The 15,143-nt window shown below is 62.6% G+C and carries 11 protein-coding genes; 5 read left to right on the forward strand and 6 right to left on the reverse strand.

Annotation, left to right across the window (positions count from 1 at the left end; all coding sequences use genetic code 11):
• Positions 1 to 94: 94 nt before the first annotated feature.
• Positions 95 to 1,336: an enterobactin transporter EntS gene (entS, locus tag ACESQ2_RS00005; protein WP_373170073.1), complete on the reverse strand. Its 1,242-nt coding sequence runs from the start codon at positions 1,334 to 1,336 to the stop codon at positions 95 to 97.
• Positions 1,337 to 1,448: 112 nt separating this feature from the next.
• On the opposite strand from entS, the gene fepD reads away from it, so the two are divergent.
• Genes fepD through fepC form a run of 3 tightly spaced genes read left to right on the forward strand, consistent with a single transcriptional unit; the run spans position 1,449 to position 4,236 of the window.
• On the forward strand, positions 1,449 to 2,456 hold the full coding sequence (fepD, locus tag ACESQ2_RS00010; RefSeq protein WP_014228353.1) for a Fe(3+)-siderophore ABC transporter permease: 1,008 nt from the start codon (positions 1,449 to 1,451) through the stop codon (positions 2,454 to 2,456).
• Complete coding sequence (gene fepG, locus ACESQ2_RS00015; RefSeq protein ID WP_009653197.1) at positions 2,453 to 3,445, forward strand: iron-enterobactin ABC transporter permease; 993 nt, start codon at positions 2,453 to 2,455, stop codon at positions 3,443 to 3,445. The genes fepD and fepG overlap by 4 nt, the downstream gene beginning before the upstream one ends.
• Positions 3,442 to 4,236 (forward strand): iron-enterobactin ABC transporter ATP-binding protein, encoded by a 795-nt coding sequence (fepC, locus tag ACESQ2_RS00020; protein ID WP_014228352.1) that lies wholly within the window; start codon positions 3,442 to 3,444, stop codon positions 4,234 to 4,236. The genes fepG and fepC overlap by 4 nt, the downstream gene beginning before the upstream one ends.
• 223 nt (positions 4,237 to 4,459) lie before the next feature.
• Here the strand turns inward: fepC and entF are convergent, their stop codons facing one another.
• Genes entF through fes form a run of 3 tightly spaced genes read right to left on the reverse strand, consistent with a single transcriptional unit; the run spans position 4,460 to position 9,782 of the window.
• Positions 4,460 to 8,341, reverse strand: a complete 3,882-nt coding sequence (gene entF / locus ACESQ2_RS00025; RefSeq protein ID WP_373170074.1) for an enterobactin non-ribosomal peptide synthetase EntF — start codon at positions 8,339 to 8,341, stop codon at positions 4,460 to 4,462.
• Between the two features lie 10 nt (positions 8,342 to 8,351).
• Entirely contained in the window at positions 8,352 to 8,555 is a 204-nt protein-coding gene (locus ACESQ2_RS00030) for an MbtH family NRPS accessory protein (protein WP_025107039.1), read from the reverse strand.
• A gap of 27 nt (positions 8,556 to 8,582) precedes the next feature.
• Positions 8,583 to 9,782, reverse strand: a complete 1,200-nt coding sequence (fes, locus tag ACESQ2_RS00035; RefSeq protein ID WP_373170075.1) for an enterochelin esterase — start codon at positions 9,780 to 9,782, stop codon at positions 8,583 to 8,585.
• 319 nt (positions 9,783 to 10,101) lie between these two features.
• Between fes and ACESQ2_RS00040 the strand changes: the two genes are divergently transcribed.
• Together ACESQ2_RS00040 and entD are read left to right on the forward strand one after the other, a co-directional pair.
• A complete protein-coding gene (locus ACESQ2_RS00040; RefSeq protein WP_373170076.1) occupies positions 10,102 to 12,351 on the forward strand; it encodes a TonB-dependent siderophore receptor in 2,250 nt (749 codons plus the stop codon).
• Positions 12,352 to 12,416: 65 nt separating this feature from the next.
• Entirely contained in the window at positions 12,417 to 13,040 is a 624-nt protein-coding gene (gene entD, locus ACESQ2_RS00045) for an enterobactin synthase subunit EntD (protein ID WP_224260118.1), read from the forward strand.
• Positions 13,041 to 13,095: 55 nt separating this feature from the next.
• On the opposite strand, the gene ACESQ2_RS00050 is transcribed toward entD, so the two are convergent.
• Together ACESQ2_RS00050 and ACESQ2_RS00055 are read right to left on the reverse strand one after the other, a co-directional pair.
• Entirely contained in the window at positions 13,096 to 14,031 is a 936-nt protein-coding gene (locus tag ACESQ2_RS00050; protein ID WP_004848653.1) for a transketolase family protein, read from the reverse strand.
• Complete coding sequence (locus tag ACESQ2_RS00055) at positions 14,024 to 14,854, reverse strand: transketolase (protein ID WP_004848651.1); 831 nt, start codon at positions 14,852 to 14,854, stop codon at positions 14,024 to 14,026. Before ACESQ2_RS00055 ends, ACESQ2_RS00050 begins: the two co-directional genes overlap by 8 nt.
• Between the last annotated feature and the right edge of the window lie 289 nt (positions 14,855 to 15,143).

Below are 15,143 nucleotides of genomic sequence, written 5' to 3' on the forward strand. Positions count from 1 at the left end.
GCGCTGCGCTTACCCGGGCTACGGGTCCACCGCCGTCTGCGGGCCGGTAGCCCGGACAGGCGCAGCGCGCCGCCTCCGGGAAAACCCGGCTGAATTAATTTTCGCTCGCCATCTCCGGGCGCTGAAAGCGGCGCAGCTCGCGTAGCAGCCCCACCAGCACCACGCCCACAATGACCAGCGCCCAGCCGCTGGCGCTCGCCGAAGCGGCCGGCGTCAGAATCGCGCCCAGGCCGCCGAGCAGCGCCGCGCCTATCGCATCGCAGGTCACGTTCTGCGCGGTCCACAGCCCGTTGATACGCCCGAGCATATTTTCCGGGGTTTGCGTCTGAATCAGCGTATATTGCAGCAGCGAGCTTATCGCGCTCAGCCAGCCAAACAGCGCCAGGCACAGGGCGCCCAGCGCCCACACCGGCATCAGGCTGAACAGCGCAATCGCCACAAAGGAGCCAACGGTAGTCGCCAGCATCAGCACGCCGGGCCTCGCCGTCTGCGCCAGCTGTCCGCTGGTCAACGCCCCGAACGCCGCGCCCAGAGGGATCGCGGCGTACAGCAGGCCAATCTGCGACGTCGACATCTGCCAGCTCCCGGCCAGCGCCGGATAGAGCACGCGCACCGCGCTGGCCATGGTCATCAGGCCGCCAAGCAGCGCAATGCCGCCGATAAGCGGGCTGTTAAACAGAAACTTCAGTCCCGCGTACAGCGATTTTAGCGGATGCTCGCGCGGCTGCGGCGGCGGCGCCAGCCGCGGCAAACGCAGCAGCGTCAGCGTCGTAATAAAGGTACCTGCCGCCGCCAGGCCGTAGTTCCAGGCTACGCCGCCGGTTGCCAGCAGCAGGCCGCCGATCATCGGCGAAATCACCGAGCCCAGCCGCACCGTCAGCATGGTGATCGCCCCGGCCTGCATCAGGTTTTCCCGGCCAACCAGCGCCGGAGTCGCCGCCAGCAGCGCGGTCACGCCGATTGAGGCAAACAGGCCGTCCCAGATGCCCAACAGATAGATGGCGATGAGCGACGGCTCCGGCAGCATGGCGTTGAGACACAGGCCGACGAAGCCAATCCCGCAGGTGCCGCGCGCCAGCAGGATCAGACGTTTACGCTCATAGCGGTCGGCAAGCACGCCGCCGATCATCAGACCGACAAACATCGACCCGCCGGTTAAGGTCACCGACAGCCCCACTTGCCAGGTGGAATGGGTCATCAGCTGGATTTGTACCGGGATCGCCACGCCCAGCAGGCCAAGCGACAGGATCGAGATAAAGCGGGCGATAAAGACGGCGCGAAAGGCCGGGTGGGTTTTCAGCAAGCTGAGATTCAGCAGCCAGGATTGTCGGTTCATGACAGCGCCTTGTTATTATTTTCCATACCATTTTTATGGGTGCACATGCTAACATAACCGGATAGAATCGATAACGATAATTACTATCATTATCAGGTCAGGGATGTAAGCCATGTCGTCTTCCACGACCGCGGCGCGCGCCTTTGCCGTGCCGGGTCTTTTAATCGTTTTAATCATCGCCGTTGCGCTCAGCCTGCTGGTCGGCGCCAAACCCCTGCCGTTTAGCGTCGTCATTGATGCCTTCACCGGCACCTGCCAGAGCGCCGATTGCACCATCGTCCTTGATGCCCGACTGCCGCGAACCCTCGCCGGGCTGCTGGCCGGCGCCGCGCTGGGCCTGGCCGGGGCGCTGATGCAAACGCTGACCCGCAACCCGCTGGCGGACCCGGGGATCCTCGGCGTCAACTCCGGCGCCAGCTTCGCTATCGTGCTGGGCGCGGCGCTGTTTGGTCTCTCCTCACCGCAGGAGCAGCTGCTGATGGCTTTTTGCGGCGCGTTCGGCGCCTCGCTGCTGGTAGCCTTTACCGGCAGCCAGGGCGGCGGCCAGCTGAGCCCGGTTCGCCTGACCCTCGCGGGGGTCGCCCTGGCGGCGGTGCTGGAAGGGCTTTCCAGCGGTATCGCCCTGCTTAACCCTGACGTCTACGACCAGCTGCGCTTCTGGCAGGCGGGCTCATTGGATGTGCGCACCCTGCAAACCCTGAAAATCGTGCTGATCCCGGTACTCATTGCCGGCCTGGTGACGCTGCTGCTGAGCCGGGCCTTAAACAGCCTGAGCCTCGGCAACGATACGGCCACCGCGCTCGGCAGCCGGGTCGCGCGTACTCAGCTTATTGGTCTGCTGGCGATTACCGTCCTGTGCGGCAGCGCCACGGCGGTGGTCGGGCCCATCGCCTTTATCGGCCTGATGATGCCGCATATGGCCCGCTGGCTGGTGGGCGCGGATCATCGCTGGTCGCTACCGGTCACCCTGCTGGCTACCCCTGCCCTGCTGCTGTTTGCCGACGTGCTGGGGCGCCTGCTGGTGCCCGGCGAACTGCGGGTTTCGGTGGTCAGCGCCTTTATCGGCGCGCCGGTGCTGATCTGGCTGGTACGCCGCCAGCCGCGCGGAGGTGGCATGTGATTGCGCCTTCTCGTCGCCTGATTTTTAGCTGCCTGCTGCTGCTGGTCGCCAGCGCGCTGGTCTCCCTGTGGGGGCTGGGCACCGGCCTGGTGCCATTGAGCGTTGAGCAGGTTATCTCGGCGCTGCTCGGCGATGCGCCGCGCAACGTCGCTATGGTGGTGACCGAGTGGCGCCTGCCCCGCGTGCTGATGGCGCTGCTGATTGGCGCCGCCCTCGGCGTCAGCGGCGCGATTTTCCAGTCGCTGACCCGCAACCCGCTGGGGAGCCCGGACGTGATGGGGTTTAACACCGGAGCCTGGAGCGGTGTGCTGGTAGCGATGGTGATGTTTGGCCAGAACCTGGCGGCCATCGCCATGGCGGCCATGGCTGGCGGGATCCTTACCGCGCTGGCGGTCTGGCTGCTGGCGTGGCGCAACGGGATTGAAACCTTTCGCCTGATTATTATCGGCATCGGCGTGCGCGCTATGCTGGTGGCATTCAATACCTGGCTGCTGCTGCGCGCTTCGCTGGAAACCGCCCTCTCCGCCGGGCTGTGGTATGCCGGTTCGCTTAACGGTTTGACCTGGGGAAAAACCTGGCCCTCGGCGCCGCTGATTCTGCTGATGCTGGTCTGCGGGGCGCTGCTGGCGCGGCGCATGCGGCTGCTGGAGATGGGTGACGATACCGCCTGCGCCCTGGGCGTGCGGGTTGAGCGCTCGCGGCTGCTGCTGATGCTGGTCGGGGTGGTGCTGACCGCCGCCGCCACCGCGCTCGCCGGGCCGATTTCGTTTATCGCCCTGGTGGCGCCGCATATCGCGCGCCGCCTCAGCGGCACCGCGCGCTGGGGGCTGGCCCAGGCGGCGCTGTGCGGCGCCCTGCTGCTGGCGCTGTCTGACTACTGCGCGCAGCGTCTGTTTATGCCCTATCAGTTACCGGTGGGCGTGGTGACCGTCAGCCTTGGCGGCATCTACCTTATCGGGTTGTTAATTCAGGAGTCCCGCAAAAAATGACCGCTGTAACCTCCCGTTTGCGCGGCGACCAGCTGACCCTGGCGTACGGCAAAAAAACCATCGCCGAATCGCTGAACGTCACCATTCCCGACGGCCACTTCACCGCCATTATTGGCCCTAACGGCTGCGGTAAATCGACGCTGCTGCGCACCCTGAGCCGCCTGATGACCCCGACATCCGGTCATGTGTATCTCGACGGCGAGCAGATCCAGCGTTACGCCAGTAAAGAGGTGGCGAAGCGGATCGGCCTGCTGGCGCAGAACGCCACTACGCCGGGAGATATTACGGTTCAGGAGCTGGTGGCCCGCGGGCGCTATCCGCACCAGCCGCTGTTTACCCGCTGGCGCAAAGAGGATGAAGAGGCGGTCAGCAGGGCGATGAAGGCCACCGGCATTACCGACCTGGCGCTGCAAAGCGTCGATACGCTCTCCGGCGGCCAGCGCCAGCGGGCGTGGATCGCCATGGTGCTGGCCCAGGAAACGGCGATTATGCTGCTCGATGAGCCCACCACCTGGCTGGATATCAGCCATCAGATTGACCTGCTTGAGTTGCTAAGCGAGCTGAATCAGGAGAAGGGCTATACCCTGGCGGCGGTGCTGCACGATCTGAACCAGGCCTGCCGCTACGCGACCCACTTGATCGCCCTGCGCGACGGCAAAATCGTCGCCGAGGGCGCGCCAAAGGAGATTGTCAACGCGGCGCTGATCGAGGAAATTTACGGCCTGCGCTGTACGATCATTGACGATCCGGTGGCGCATACGCCGCTGGTGGTGCCGCTGGGCCGCAAGTAGAGATTCCCGGCTCGCGCTGCGCTTAGCCGGGCTACAGGTTCACCGCCATCTGCGGTCCGGTAGCCCGGACAGCCGTGTCAGGTGCCGCCTCCGGTAAATGAGCCGGGCTGATACATTGGCGCTAATGCTTCCCGGCTCGCGCTGCGCTTAGCCGGGCTACCCAATCTGGCACAAACGGTAGCCCGGGTAAGGCGTTAGCCGCAACCCGGGAGTTCATCTGCCCCTAATCCAATATCTCCCTGAGCACCGGGCCGATCGCTTCAAAGGCCTGCGGAGAGATAATATCCACGTGGGCGCAATCCTGGCTGAACACCTCCAGCTCGCCGACCCACGGCCCCCACACCACCTGCGGGTCCATCCCCGGCTGACGGGTTTTCTCCGCCACGAACAGCGTCGCCTTACCGTCAAACTTCGCGCTGTGCGCGGTGGTCAGCAGGCGCACCGCATCGGCATAGTTGCCTTCGATAACGCTGAACAGCTCGCCGGAAGCCTGCCCCTGCTGGGCGGCCAGAAACGCCTCGCGTTCACGGGCGATCTCCGCCAGCACCTCAGGATCCAGACCGTTCGCCTCTTTCTCCGCCCAGTTCTGCGTCTCCGGCGGCCAGGTATCCAGCAGACCGAGGAAGGCCACCGCTTCGCCGCGCTGGCGTAACCGGGCGGCAATCCCCTGCGCCAGGGTACCGCCGAGCGAATAGCCCAGCAGATAATAGGGGCCGTGAGGCTGCTGCGTCAGCAGAGTGTGGAGATGATGTTCACACACCGCATCCAGATCCGCCGCCGTGGCCATCGGTCCCTGCGGTCGCGGCGACTGAATGCCGACGATCGACCAGCGCGGGCTTAAATAACGCGCCAGCACGCTGAACTGCCAGGCAAAACCGGAAGCAGGATGGAAGCAAAATAGCGTCGGGCCGTCGCTCTCGCGCAGCGGCAGGAGAGCGTCGAAGCCCAGCCGTTGCGCCTGCTCATCGCTGAGGTCCGATGCCAGCAGCGCGCTCAGCTTGCCGACGGTAGACGCGACCATCACCTGCCCCGGCGTCACCTGCCGCTCCAGCTCGCGGCCGAGCGTCGCCGCCAGGCGCATCGCCAGCAGCGAATGGCCGCCGAGGGCGAAGAAATCGGCGTCGGTATCGTTCACCTCGCAGCCGAGCAGCTGGCTAAAGGCCGTGGCGACGGTGGTTTCCACGCCAGGTTCCGGCGGACGTCCGCTGCGCTCACTGCTCAACGTGGGTAACGGCAGCGCTTTACGATCCAGCTTGCCGTTAGCGCTCAGCGGCAGCGCCGGCAGCTGTATCAGCACCACCGGCACCATATGCGGCGGCAGCTGTTCGCCAAGCCGCGCTTTGAGCGCGACGGCGTCCAGCGGCAGGCCGGAGTCAGAAACCAGGTAGCCCACCAGCTGACGGGCATCGCCGCCGGTTGCCGCCGCCTGATTGAAGACGCAGGCGTGAGCCACCGCCTGCGCAACGTCCGGCAGAGCGGACATCGCGCGGTCAATCTCGCCCAGCTCAATCCGCTGGCCGCGAATTTTTAGCTGGTCGTCGCTGCGCCCGAGATACTCGACGGCGCCGTTATCCAGCCAGCGGGCAACGTCCCCGGTGCGGTACATGCGCTCGCCCGGCGCGTAAGGGTCGGCAATAAAGCGGCTGGCTGTCAAATCGGGGCGCCCCAGATAGCCCTGCGCCAGCTGAATGCCGGTCAGGTAGAGATCCCCCGCCACGCCCGGCGGCACCGGGCGCATGGCGGCATCAAGAATGCGCAGCCCGGTATTCCACACCGGCCAGCCAATCGGCACGCTGGTGCCGCTTACCGCCGCCAGTTCGGGACCGCAGGCCGGATACCAGCTGACGTCCACCGCCGCTTCCGTCGGGCCATACAGGTTATGCAGCGGCGCGCCGGTCAGCTGCTCCCATTCCCGACACAGCGCCGTCGGCAGCGCCTCTCCGCTGCAAAATACCCGGCGCAGGGTTTGGCAGGCGCCGACGTTCTCCGCCTCCAGCGAGGCAACGAACGCCGCCAACATCGACGGCACAAAGTGGGTGGTGGTGACTCCATAGCGGGCAAAGAACCGCTGCATCGCCAGCGGATCGCGATGGGCTTCCGGCTCGGCCATCACCAGCTGCGCGCCGGCGATAAATGGCCACCAGAACTCCCAGACCGACACATCAAAGCTGCACGGCGTTTTCTGCGCCACGACGTCGTCAGCGCAGAGCGGATAGTGGTCCTGCATCCACAGCAGGCGGTTGACGATGGCGGTTTGCCCGACCATCACCCCTTTCGGTCGCCCGGTAGAACCGGAGGTAAAGATGATATAGGCAGTATGCTCCGGCCGTGAGAGCGCCAGCGGCGCGGCATCCGCCGCCGCCAGCGGCTGCTGGTAGCACAGGCTTTCCAGTCCGGGAATATCGCTAAAGCGCGCCCGCTGATCTTCAGAAGTAATCAGCAGCGACGGCCGGGCGTCTTCCATCATCATCCGCAGACGATCGTCGGGATAGCCGGTATCCAGCGGCAGCCACGCGGCGCCGGCCTCAACAATACCGTGCAGCGCCAGCGTCAGGAATACCGAACGCGGCAGCGCGACCGCGACGCTATCGCCCGGCTTGACGCCCCGCGCGCGAAGCTGTTCAGCCAGCGCCACCACCTGCTGGCGCATCTCGCGGTAGCTAAACTGCCAGCGGCCGTCCGCCAGCGCAGGGGCATTCGGGGTTTTCGCCGCCTGCTCCGCTACCAGCGCGCTCAGGGTGGTGAGCGGCAGGTCGACGGCAGTCGCGTTGACCTGCCGCAGCTGTTCCGTTTCCGCCGCCGACAGCATATTCGCCTCGCCGCAGCGCAGGGTCGGATTATCGGCAAACTGGGCCAGCAGCGCGGAGAGTCGGGAGATATGGTTACGCAGCGTCCGTTCTTCGTATCGCTGCTTATTCGCCAGCACCTCCAGCGACAGACCCCCGGCTTCATCCGGGAAGAGCGCCAGCTCCAGGTCATTGACCGGGCCGGTGGCCAGAGTGTGGGTAATGGCCTCCACGCCGTCGATATCCAGCTGATAGTCGAAGACTTTAATATTGAGCACCGGGCCAAACAGCGGTTCATCGCCCGCCGCTCTGCCGCTATCGCGCACAATCTGTTCGGCATCATAGCGCTGATGGCGGCGCATTTTCTTCAGCTGCCCGGCAAGACGCGTGGCCAGCTCCGGCAGCGTTTCCCCGGCGTCAATAGTGACCGCCAGCGGCAGAACGTTGAGCACCGGGCCGGTAGCGGTGAGCGCCGCAGAGCCCATGCGGCGCATAAAAATAAAGCCCGCGGCGTAGTCCGTTCGGCTGCACAGCCGTCCCAGCCACAGGGCGGTCAGCGCCAGCGCCAGATCGGCGCGCTGGCACTGCGGCGCGCCTGCCGCCAGCCGGCTAAAGACCCCGGCATCCACCTCCAGCTTCATGCGCCAGATATCGCTGCTGGTCGCCCTTCCCGCCAGCGGCGTGTCCGACAGCGAGGCCGGTGCCGGCAGCGCCTGACGCTGCGCCTGCCAGAACTGTTTGTCGCGCTGCCAGGCGTCGCTGCCGTAGTAGCGCTGATACTCTTCCACCACCTCGGCAAACGGCGTAAACGGGGAATCAGGCGTCGCTTCGCCGCGCTGCCAGGCGCGGTAGATCGCGGCGATCTGGCGGGTAATCGCCGGGAAGCTGAAGCCATCGACCAGCAAATGGTGGTAACGCTGATACCAGTACCAGCGGTTATCACCCACCCGCAGCAGCTGATGGCAGACCAGCGGATTGCCGCCGTCCACCCGCAGGTTTTGTCCGAGGTCGGCCTGCATCAGCGCCAGCGCGGCCGCGTGCGGGTCGCTCGCGGCACGCAGATCCCGGTAATCCGGTTCGGCAAACGCGCGATGTTCATCGACCCACTGCCAGGCTTCGCCGTTATCTTCGCAAAAACGCATGCTGAGGGTGTCGGCCTGCGACAGCCCGGTGACAATGGCCCGGCCGAGCAGTATCGGGTCGATATCACCGCGCAGCTCAACATAGTGGGCGACGCTCCAGGCGCCGGGCAGCGTCGAGAGGCGCTCCGCCATCCAGATCCCCGGCTGCGCCGCAACCAGCGGTAAACGTGTGGTCATCGTGGGCTCCTCAGGATGCATGGTGGGCGGGGGTCAAGGTAGACCAGTTTGCCGCCAGCCAGTCATTGCACGCCGCTAACGACTGCGGCGGGCACTCCACCGACCAGCCTTCCGGCAGCGCGCAGGAGTGCGGCCACAGGCTGAACTGCTGCTGGCCATTGCGCAGGATGTAAAACTGCCCTTGCGGATTGTCGAAGGGGTTACTGAATTGCATGTCTAATTCCTCGTAAAGCGCGCGTTGTTACTCATCACGGCATAAAGGCTGCCACAGCTGGATAAGCCCGGCTGTCAGCCCGCCGCGCCAGCACAGCGCATCATGCCCGCCGTCAACCTGACGCCAGAAAATCGTCTGCTGTTCCAGATGCGCGAGCAGCGCCTGGTTGGCGCGAAAAATGATCGGCTCGCGAATACCGGCTTCCAGCCAGATACGTAGCCCTTGCGGATGTAATTCGCCGCGGCTGAGCCGCTCAATCAGCAGACCCGTCTGCGCGCCGCCGCGATGCGGCCACCAGTAAGAGCCGGACTGGCTGAGCACGCAGCCAAAGCGCTGGGGCCAGTAGAGCGCAGCGAACATCGAGGCCAGGCCGCCAAAGCTCTGACCCGCCACCACCGTGCGATCGGCGCGATCGCTGAAAGGCGCCAGCCGGTGAACCATTGGCAGCAGCTCTTCCTGAACCGCCAGCCAGAACGCCTCATTGCAGGGAAGCTCCGCGGCCCGGTGCGGATTATCAATCGCGTCAATCAGCAGATAAACCGCCGGCGGGAGCCGTTTTTCGCGGGTTAAGCCCGCCAGCGGCGCCCATACCGGCATGCTTTCGGCCCAGAACTGGCCATCCAGCAGGATCGCCAGCGGGCGCGCCTGCGGCTGCGCGTCGCCGGTGGCGTAAACCCATATCCGTCGCCGGTTGCCGAGGCGCTGGCTCTGCCATTCAATGCAGACCGGCGGCTGATAAGGTTCATCACGCAGCGCCCAGCCGGGCTGTTCGGGGGCGTGCGGCAGCTCCAGCGCGGAGACCGCGTGGCCGCGCCCGCCCTTCCAGCTTTGCGGATTGAGCGGGTCGGCAATCGCCTGCGGCAGCAGCCTACGCCAGCCTTCGCGCAGCAGCGCGCGGTCCGGGCCGTCACCGTTAAAAAGCTGGGGGGAAAAGTCGTCGTCGCGGGCGGAAGGGATAAAGCAATAGCTGCCGCGCCAGGTCGGAGAAAGCGTGGTTTGCCAGCACCAGGCATCGGTACCGGGAATGCGCCGCAGGGTTTGCGGTACGGCATTTTTATGATGGTCAGTCACGCCGGTGATATAAATCCACACCCGCCGGGTTGCCGAAGACGTTTCGTTGCCCGCCGGATCGCGCCACCAGAAGGCTACCCGATACGCGCCGTCAACGGCTTCGATTTGCGGGCCGGAGATATGCTGCCACCAGTCGTCACTTCCTGTCTTATGCATTCCTTTTCAACCCTATGTTTATCGTGACATTTATCAACAAACGCATTAATAAACGCAATATTTATTGATAATATTATTGATAACTATTTTCATTTGCAATAGCGTATTAGCGCGCTGTGGGAAGCGCGTCTTTTAAAAAATAAACATGTCAGAGAGAGCTTATGCAGCGCCGGGACTTTCGGGGAAACAATTTAGCCCGAAAGCCGGGTTCTGGTCAGCGACGGAGTGCCTGTGCTCTCTACCGGCAACATTGATACCGCCTCTCCTCCCGCTGGGAAGGGTCTTTTGGAGAAGGTGGCGACAAAAAGCAGGAATTACAATGAATAACAGGATCAAATCCCTGGCCTTGCTGGTCAATCTGGGAATCTACGGGGCTGCGTTTCCGCTGAGCGCGGCGGAAACCGCCTCCGATAGCAAAACCGCAACCGCTGATGAAACCATGGTCGTCACCGCCGCCGAGCAGAACCTGCAGGCGCCCGGCGTTTCAACCATTACCGCAGATGAAATTCGTAAACGCCCGCCTGCGCGCGACGTGTCGGAAATTATCCGTACCATGCCCGGCGTTAACCTGACCGGCAACTCCACCAGCGGCCAGCGCGGCAACAATCGCCAGATTGATATTCGCGGCATGGGCCCGGAAAACACCCTGATCCTGATTGACGGCAAGCCCGTGACCAGCCGCAACTCCGTGCGTCTGGGCTGGCGCGGCGAGCGCGATACCCGCGGCGATACTTCATGGGTACCGCCGGAGCTGATCGAACGTATTGAAGTCATTCGCGGCCCGGCGGCCGCGCGCTACGGCAACGGCGCGGCGGGCGGCGTGGTCAATATCATTACCAAGAAAAGCGACGGCGAATGGCATGGTTCATGGAACACCTACATGAACGCCCCGGAGCATAAAGAAGAAGGCTCGACCAAACGCACCAACTTTAGCCTCAGCGGCCCGCTGGGCGGCGATTTCAGCTTCCGCCTGCTGGGCAACCTCGATAAAACGCAGGCCGATGCCTGGGATATCAACGACGGGCATCAGTCAGAGCGTACCGGCGCGTACGCTAATACCATGCCTGCCGGGCGTGAAGGGGTTAAAAATAAGAACATTAACGGCGTCGTGCGCTGGGATTTCGCCCCGATGCAGTCGCTGGAGTTTGAATCCGGCTACAGCCGTCAGGGCAACCTCTACGCGGGCGATACGCAGAACACCAATACCAACGATCTGGTGAAAGAGAACTACGGGAAAGAGACGAACCGCCTCTATCGCCAGACTTACTCCGTCACCTGGAACGGCGGCTGGGATAACGGCGTGACCACCAGCAACTGGGCCCAGTACGAACACACCCGCAACTCGCGTAAAGGCGAAGGTCTGGCGGGCGGTACGGAAGGTATCTTCAACAGCAACCAGTTCAGCGATATCGACCTCGCCGACGTGATGCTGCACAGCGAAGTTAACATCCCGCTGGATCTGGTGTTTAACCAGAACCTGACGCTGGGCTCCGAGTGGAATCAGCAGCGGATGAAGGATTTGGCGTCAAATACCCAGACCTTTATGGGCGGCGATATCGACGGCTATGACAGCACCGGCCGTAGCCCATACTCGAAGGCCGAGATCTTCTCCCTGTTTGCCGAAGACAACGTGGAGCTGACCGACACCACCATGCTGACGCCGGCGCTGCGTTTCGATCATCACACGATCGTCGGCAACAACTGGAGCCCGTCGCTCAACCTGTCTCAGGGTTTGTGGGATGACTTCACGTTGAAAATGGGCATCGCCCGCGCCTATAAAGCGCCGAGCCTGTACCAAACCAACCCGAACTATATTCTCTATAGCAAAGGCCAGGGCTGCTACGCCAGCGGCACCGGTACCGGTTGCTACATGATGGGTAACGATGACCTGAAAGCCGAAACCAGCATCAACAAAGAGATTGGCCTTGAGTTTAAACGCGACGGCTGGCTGGCGGGGGTGACCTGGTTCCGCAACGACTACCGCGATAAAATCGAAGCCGGCTACGCGCCGATTTCGCAGACAACGAACGGTAAAGTGAAAACTGATATCTATCAGTGGGAAAATGTGCCGAAAGCGGTGGTTGAAGGTCTCGAAGGCACCCTGAACGTGCCGGTCAGCGAAACGGTGAACTGGACCAATAACATCACTTATATGCTGCAAAGTAAAAACAAGGAAACCGGCGATCGTCTGTCGATTATTCCGGAATATACCCTGAACTCCACCCTGAGCTGGCAGATTCAGCAGGATATTTCCGTACAGTCGACCTTCACCTGGTACGGCAAGCAGCAGCCGAAGAAATATAACTACAAAGGTGAGCCCGCGGTGGGTTCTGAAACGGATGAAGTCAGCCCATACAGCATCGTTGGCCTGAGCGCCACCTGGGATGTGACCAAAAACGTCAGCCTGACCGGCGGCGTGGATAACGTCTTCGACAAGCGCCACTGGCGCGCGGGGAATGCGCAAACCACCGGTAGCCTGACCGATGTTTCTTATATGGCTGGCGCGGGCGCCAACACCTATAACGAATCTGGCCGAACCTGGTATATGAGCGTCAATACCCACTTCTGATTGTCTACCGTTCCCCCGCCCTCTTGCCATAGAGGGCGGCGGGGAGAATCTGTTAACATCCCCCTATGCAAACCCAACGTTCTACCATTCAGCTTGCCGGTCACTCGCTGCAGCGGGTCGATTTCGACCCGGCGACCTTTCGGCCTGAAGATCTCCTCTGGCTGCCTCACTATGCCCGGCTAAGCGACTGCGCCCGCAAGCGGCAGACCGAGCACCTCGCGGGGCGTATCGCCGCGGTTTACGCGCTGCGGGAAGTCGGTGAAAAAGAGGTGCCTGCCGTTGGCGATCGGCGCCAGCCCCTGTGGCCCGCGCCGTGGTACGGCAGCATCAGCCACTGCGAACGCAGCGCGCTGGCGGTTGTCTCCGCAGGGCCGGTCGGCGTTGATATTGAGCGCATCCTGTCTCCCACCCTGGCGGCCGAGCTGGAAAGCAGCATCGTCAATAGCGCGGAAAAAAGCCTGCTGGACGCCAGCGGCCTGCCGTCGGCGCTGGCGCTGACGCTGGCGTTTTCGGCAAAAGAGAGCGCGTTTAAGGCCAGCCCGCCCGAAATACAGAACGGCGTGGGTTTCAGCGATTTTGAGGTGACGTATATAAAGGAAGGAAACCTGCGGCTTCGGCTCTCCGCCGGGGAGTATCGGCTGCAATGGATTAAGGCCGGTGACTACGTCATCACGCTCTGCGCATCGTAAAAAACAAAACCCGCGCGGCAGACCGCGCGGGTTATCGGTTTACGGCGCCGTAAAATCAGCGCATTTTCTGCGCCAGCCCGGCGACGGAAGCGGCATCGAAGCCGTGGTGTTTGCGCAGCCAGCCGCGGTCCGCCGCCGCCGCATACTCGCCATCCGGGATCCCCAGACGTTTGAGCGGGATTCCCGCGCCGGCTTCGGCCAGCACTTCCGCCACCAGGCTCCCCAACCCGCCGTTGACGTTATGCTCCTCCACCGTTATCACCGCTTTGCACGGCTTCAGGGCCGCCAGCAGCGCGGCGGTATCGCAAGGGCGAATGGACGGCACGCTCACCACTTTGGCCTGAATCCCCGCGTCGGCCAGCCTCTGCGCGGCATCGACGATTTCATGTACCGTCGAGCCGGTGGCCACCAGCGCGATATCCTCGCCTTCACGCAGGGTGATGACCGCCCCCGGCACAAAGCGATAGCTTTCATCGTGCAGCTCCGGCAGCGCCTTGCCGTCGAGGCGAATATAGACCGGCCCCTGATAGCCGATGGCGTAATCGATAATCTGCCGACATTCGCGCGGCGAAGACGGAGCGAAAATCTGGATATTACCGAAGCCGCGCATCACCGCCAGATCGTCAATCGCGTGATGGGTGCTGGCCAGCGGGCCGTAGCTGGCGCCGGCGTTAAGGCCAAATAGCTTAACGTTGGTGTTGTTATAGCAAACGTCGACTTTAATTTGCTCATTGGCGCGGGAAATCAGGAACGGCGCGGCGTTACAGGTGACCGCCACTTTTCCCCCCAGCGCCAGACCCGCCGCCGTCCCGACCATGCTCTGCTCGGCGATACCCACGTTCACCAGACGCCCGGGGAACTGTTTAATAAACGGCGCGATTTTGGCCGTTGACGTGGAATCAGCCACCACCGGCACCAGATCGACGCCGCGGTCGACCGCATCAATAAAGGCCTGAACCATCACGCTCGCCAGGTGTTCTGCATTACTCATCTTTCAGTTCCTCCAGTGCCAGTGCAATTTCTTCGCCTTTCGGTACCCGGTGGTGCCACTCCGGGCGCCCCTGGATAAAGGAAATACCGGCACCTTTCGTGGTGTTGGCGATAACGACGTTCGGTTTACCTTCCTGCTTCAGCCCTTCCAGGGTCGCCACTACCGACGCCATGTCGTTGCCCTGGCATTCGGTGACCGTCATCCCGAAGGCCTTCCATTTATCAGCCAGCGGATCGGTATTCATGATTTCGCGCGTCGGACCCGCCAGCTGGAGATTGTTCTTGTCATTAATAATGATGAGATTATCAAGGCCGTAGTGCGCCGCGGCCAGCGCCGCTTCCCAGTTGCTGCCTTCCGCCAGCTCGCCATCGCCGGTAATTAAAAAAATGCGGCGGGAGCTGTTGCTTTTTTTCGCAGCCAGCGCCAGCCCCACCGCAACAGGCAAACCGTGGCCCAGCGCGCCGGTGTTGAGCTCAATCCCCGGCGTTTTCTGGCGCACCGGGTGACCCGGAAGATGGGAGTTCGCATGCTGATAGGTTTCCAGCCACTCAACCGGAAAGAAGCCCGCCTCGGCCAGCACGCAGTAGTAGCAGCCCACCGCATGGCCTTTCGACTGGATGTAGATATCGCGCTGGTCGTCAGCAAGACGCTCCGGCGCGACGTTCAGAATGCGGAAATAGAGCGCGGTGAGCAGTTCAACCTGCGACAGGTCGGCGCCGGTGTGCCCGCCCGCAGGGCTGTTGGCGTTCAATCTGACGATATGGCGACGTACGGCGCGGGCTTTACGCTCAAGGGCCTGGACATCATAGCTATAGGGATTCATTTAATACCTCTGAATTTATTTTCAACTTGGAATATTTATTCCGTCAGGGACTAAAAAAACCAGACATCCCCAGGCAACGCATCGTAAGGCTTACGCCGCTGCATCATACTCAGGAACATTCTGCCTCCTTACCACCGGGCGTGACGTCACCCGGGCACTTTTCAGTTGACCTGAAATCGCTATGAATATATATTCACTAACGACTCTTTATTCAATTATGCGGCTACTGTTCTGTTTTTGTCCATAGCTGATTTTGAGGATTGGCGAAAGTTAGATATCCATCACACTT

The sequence above is a fragment of the Klebsiella sp. Q11 genome (assembly GCF_964241505.1).
GTDB classification, from domain to species: domain Bacteria; phylum Pseudomonadota; class Gammaproteobacteria; order Enterobacterales; family Enterobacteriaceae; genus Klebsiella; species Klebsiella michiganensis.

What these genes read in the sequence shown, in the direction of transcription:
- entS (WP_373170073.1), bottom strand. Translation starts at nt 1,336, where the DNA reads ATGAACCGACAATCCTGGCTGCTGAATCTCAGCTTGCTGAAAACCCAC.
- fepD (WP_014228353.1), top strand. Translation starts at nt 1,449, where the DNA reads ATGTCGTCTTCCACGACCGCGGCGCGCGCCTTTGCCGTGCCGGGTCTT.
- fepC (WP_014228352.1), top strand. Translation starts at nt 3,442, where the DNA reads ATGACCGCTGTAACCTCCCGTTTGCGCGGCGACCAGCTGACCCTGGCG.
- entF (WP_373170074.1), bottom strand. Translation starts at nt 8,341, where the DNA reads ATGACCACACGTTTACCGCTGGTTGCGGCGCAGCCGGGGATCTGGATG.
- ACESQ2_RS00030 (WP_025107039.1), bottom strand. Translation starts at nt 8,555, where the DNA reads ATGCAATTCAGTAACCCCTTCGACAATCCGCAAGGGCAGTTTTACATC.
- fes (WP_373170075.1), bottom strand. Translation starts at nt 9,782, where the DNA reads ATGCATAAGACAGGAAGTGACGACTGGTGGCAGCATATCTCCGGCCCG.
- ACESQ2_RS00040 (WP_373170076.1), top strand. Translation starts at nt 10,102, where the DNA reads ATGAATAACAGGATCAAATCCCTGGCCTTGCTGGTCAATCTGGGAATC.
- entD (WP_224260118.1), top strand. Translation starts at nt 12,417, where the DNA reads ATGCAAACCCAACGTTCTACCATTCAGCTTGCCGGTCACTCGCTGCAG.
- ACESQ2_RS00050 (WP_004848653.1), bottom strand. Translation starts at nt 14,031, where the DNA reads ATGAGTAATGCAGAACACCTGGCGAGCGTGATGGTTCAGGCCTTTATT.
- ACESQ2_RS00055 (WP_004848651.1), bottom strand. Translation starts at nt 14,854, where the DNA reads ATGAATCCCTATAGCTATGATGTCCAGGCCCTTGAGCGTAAAGCCCGC.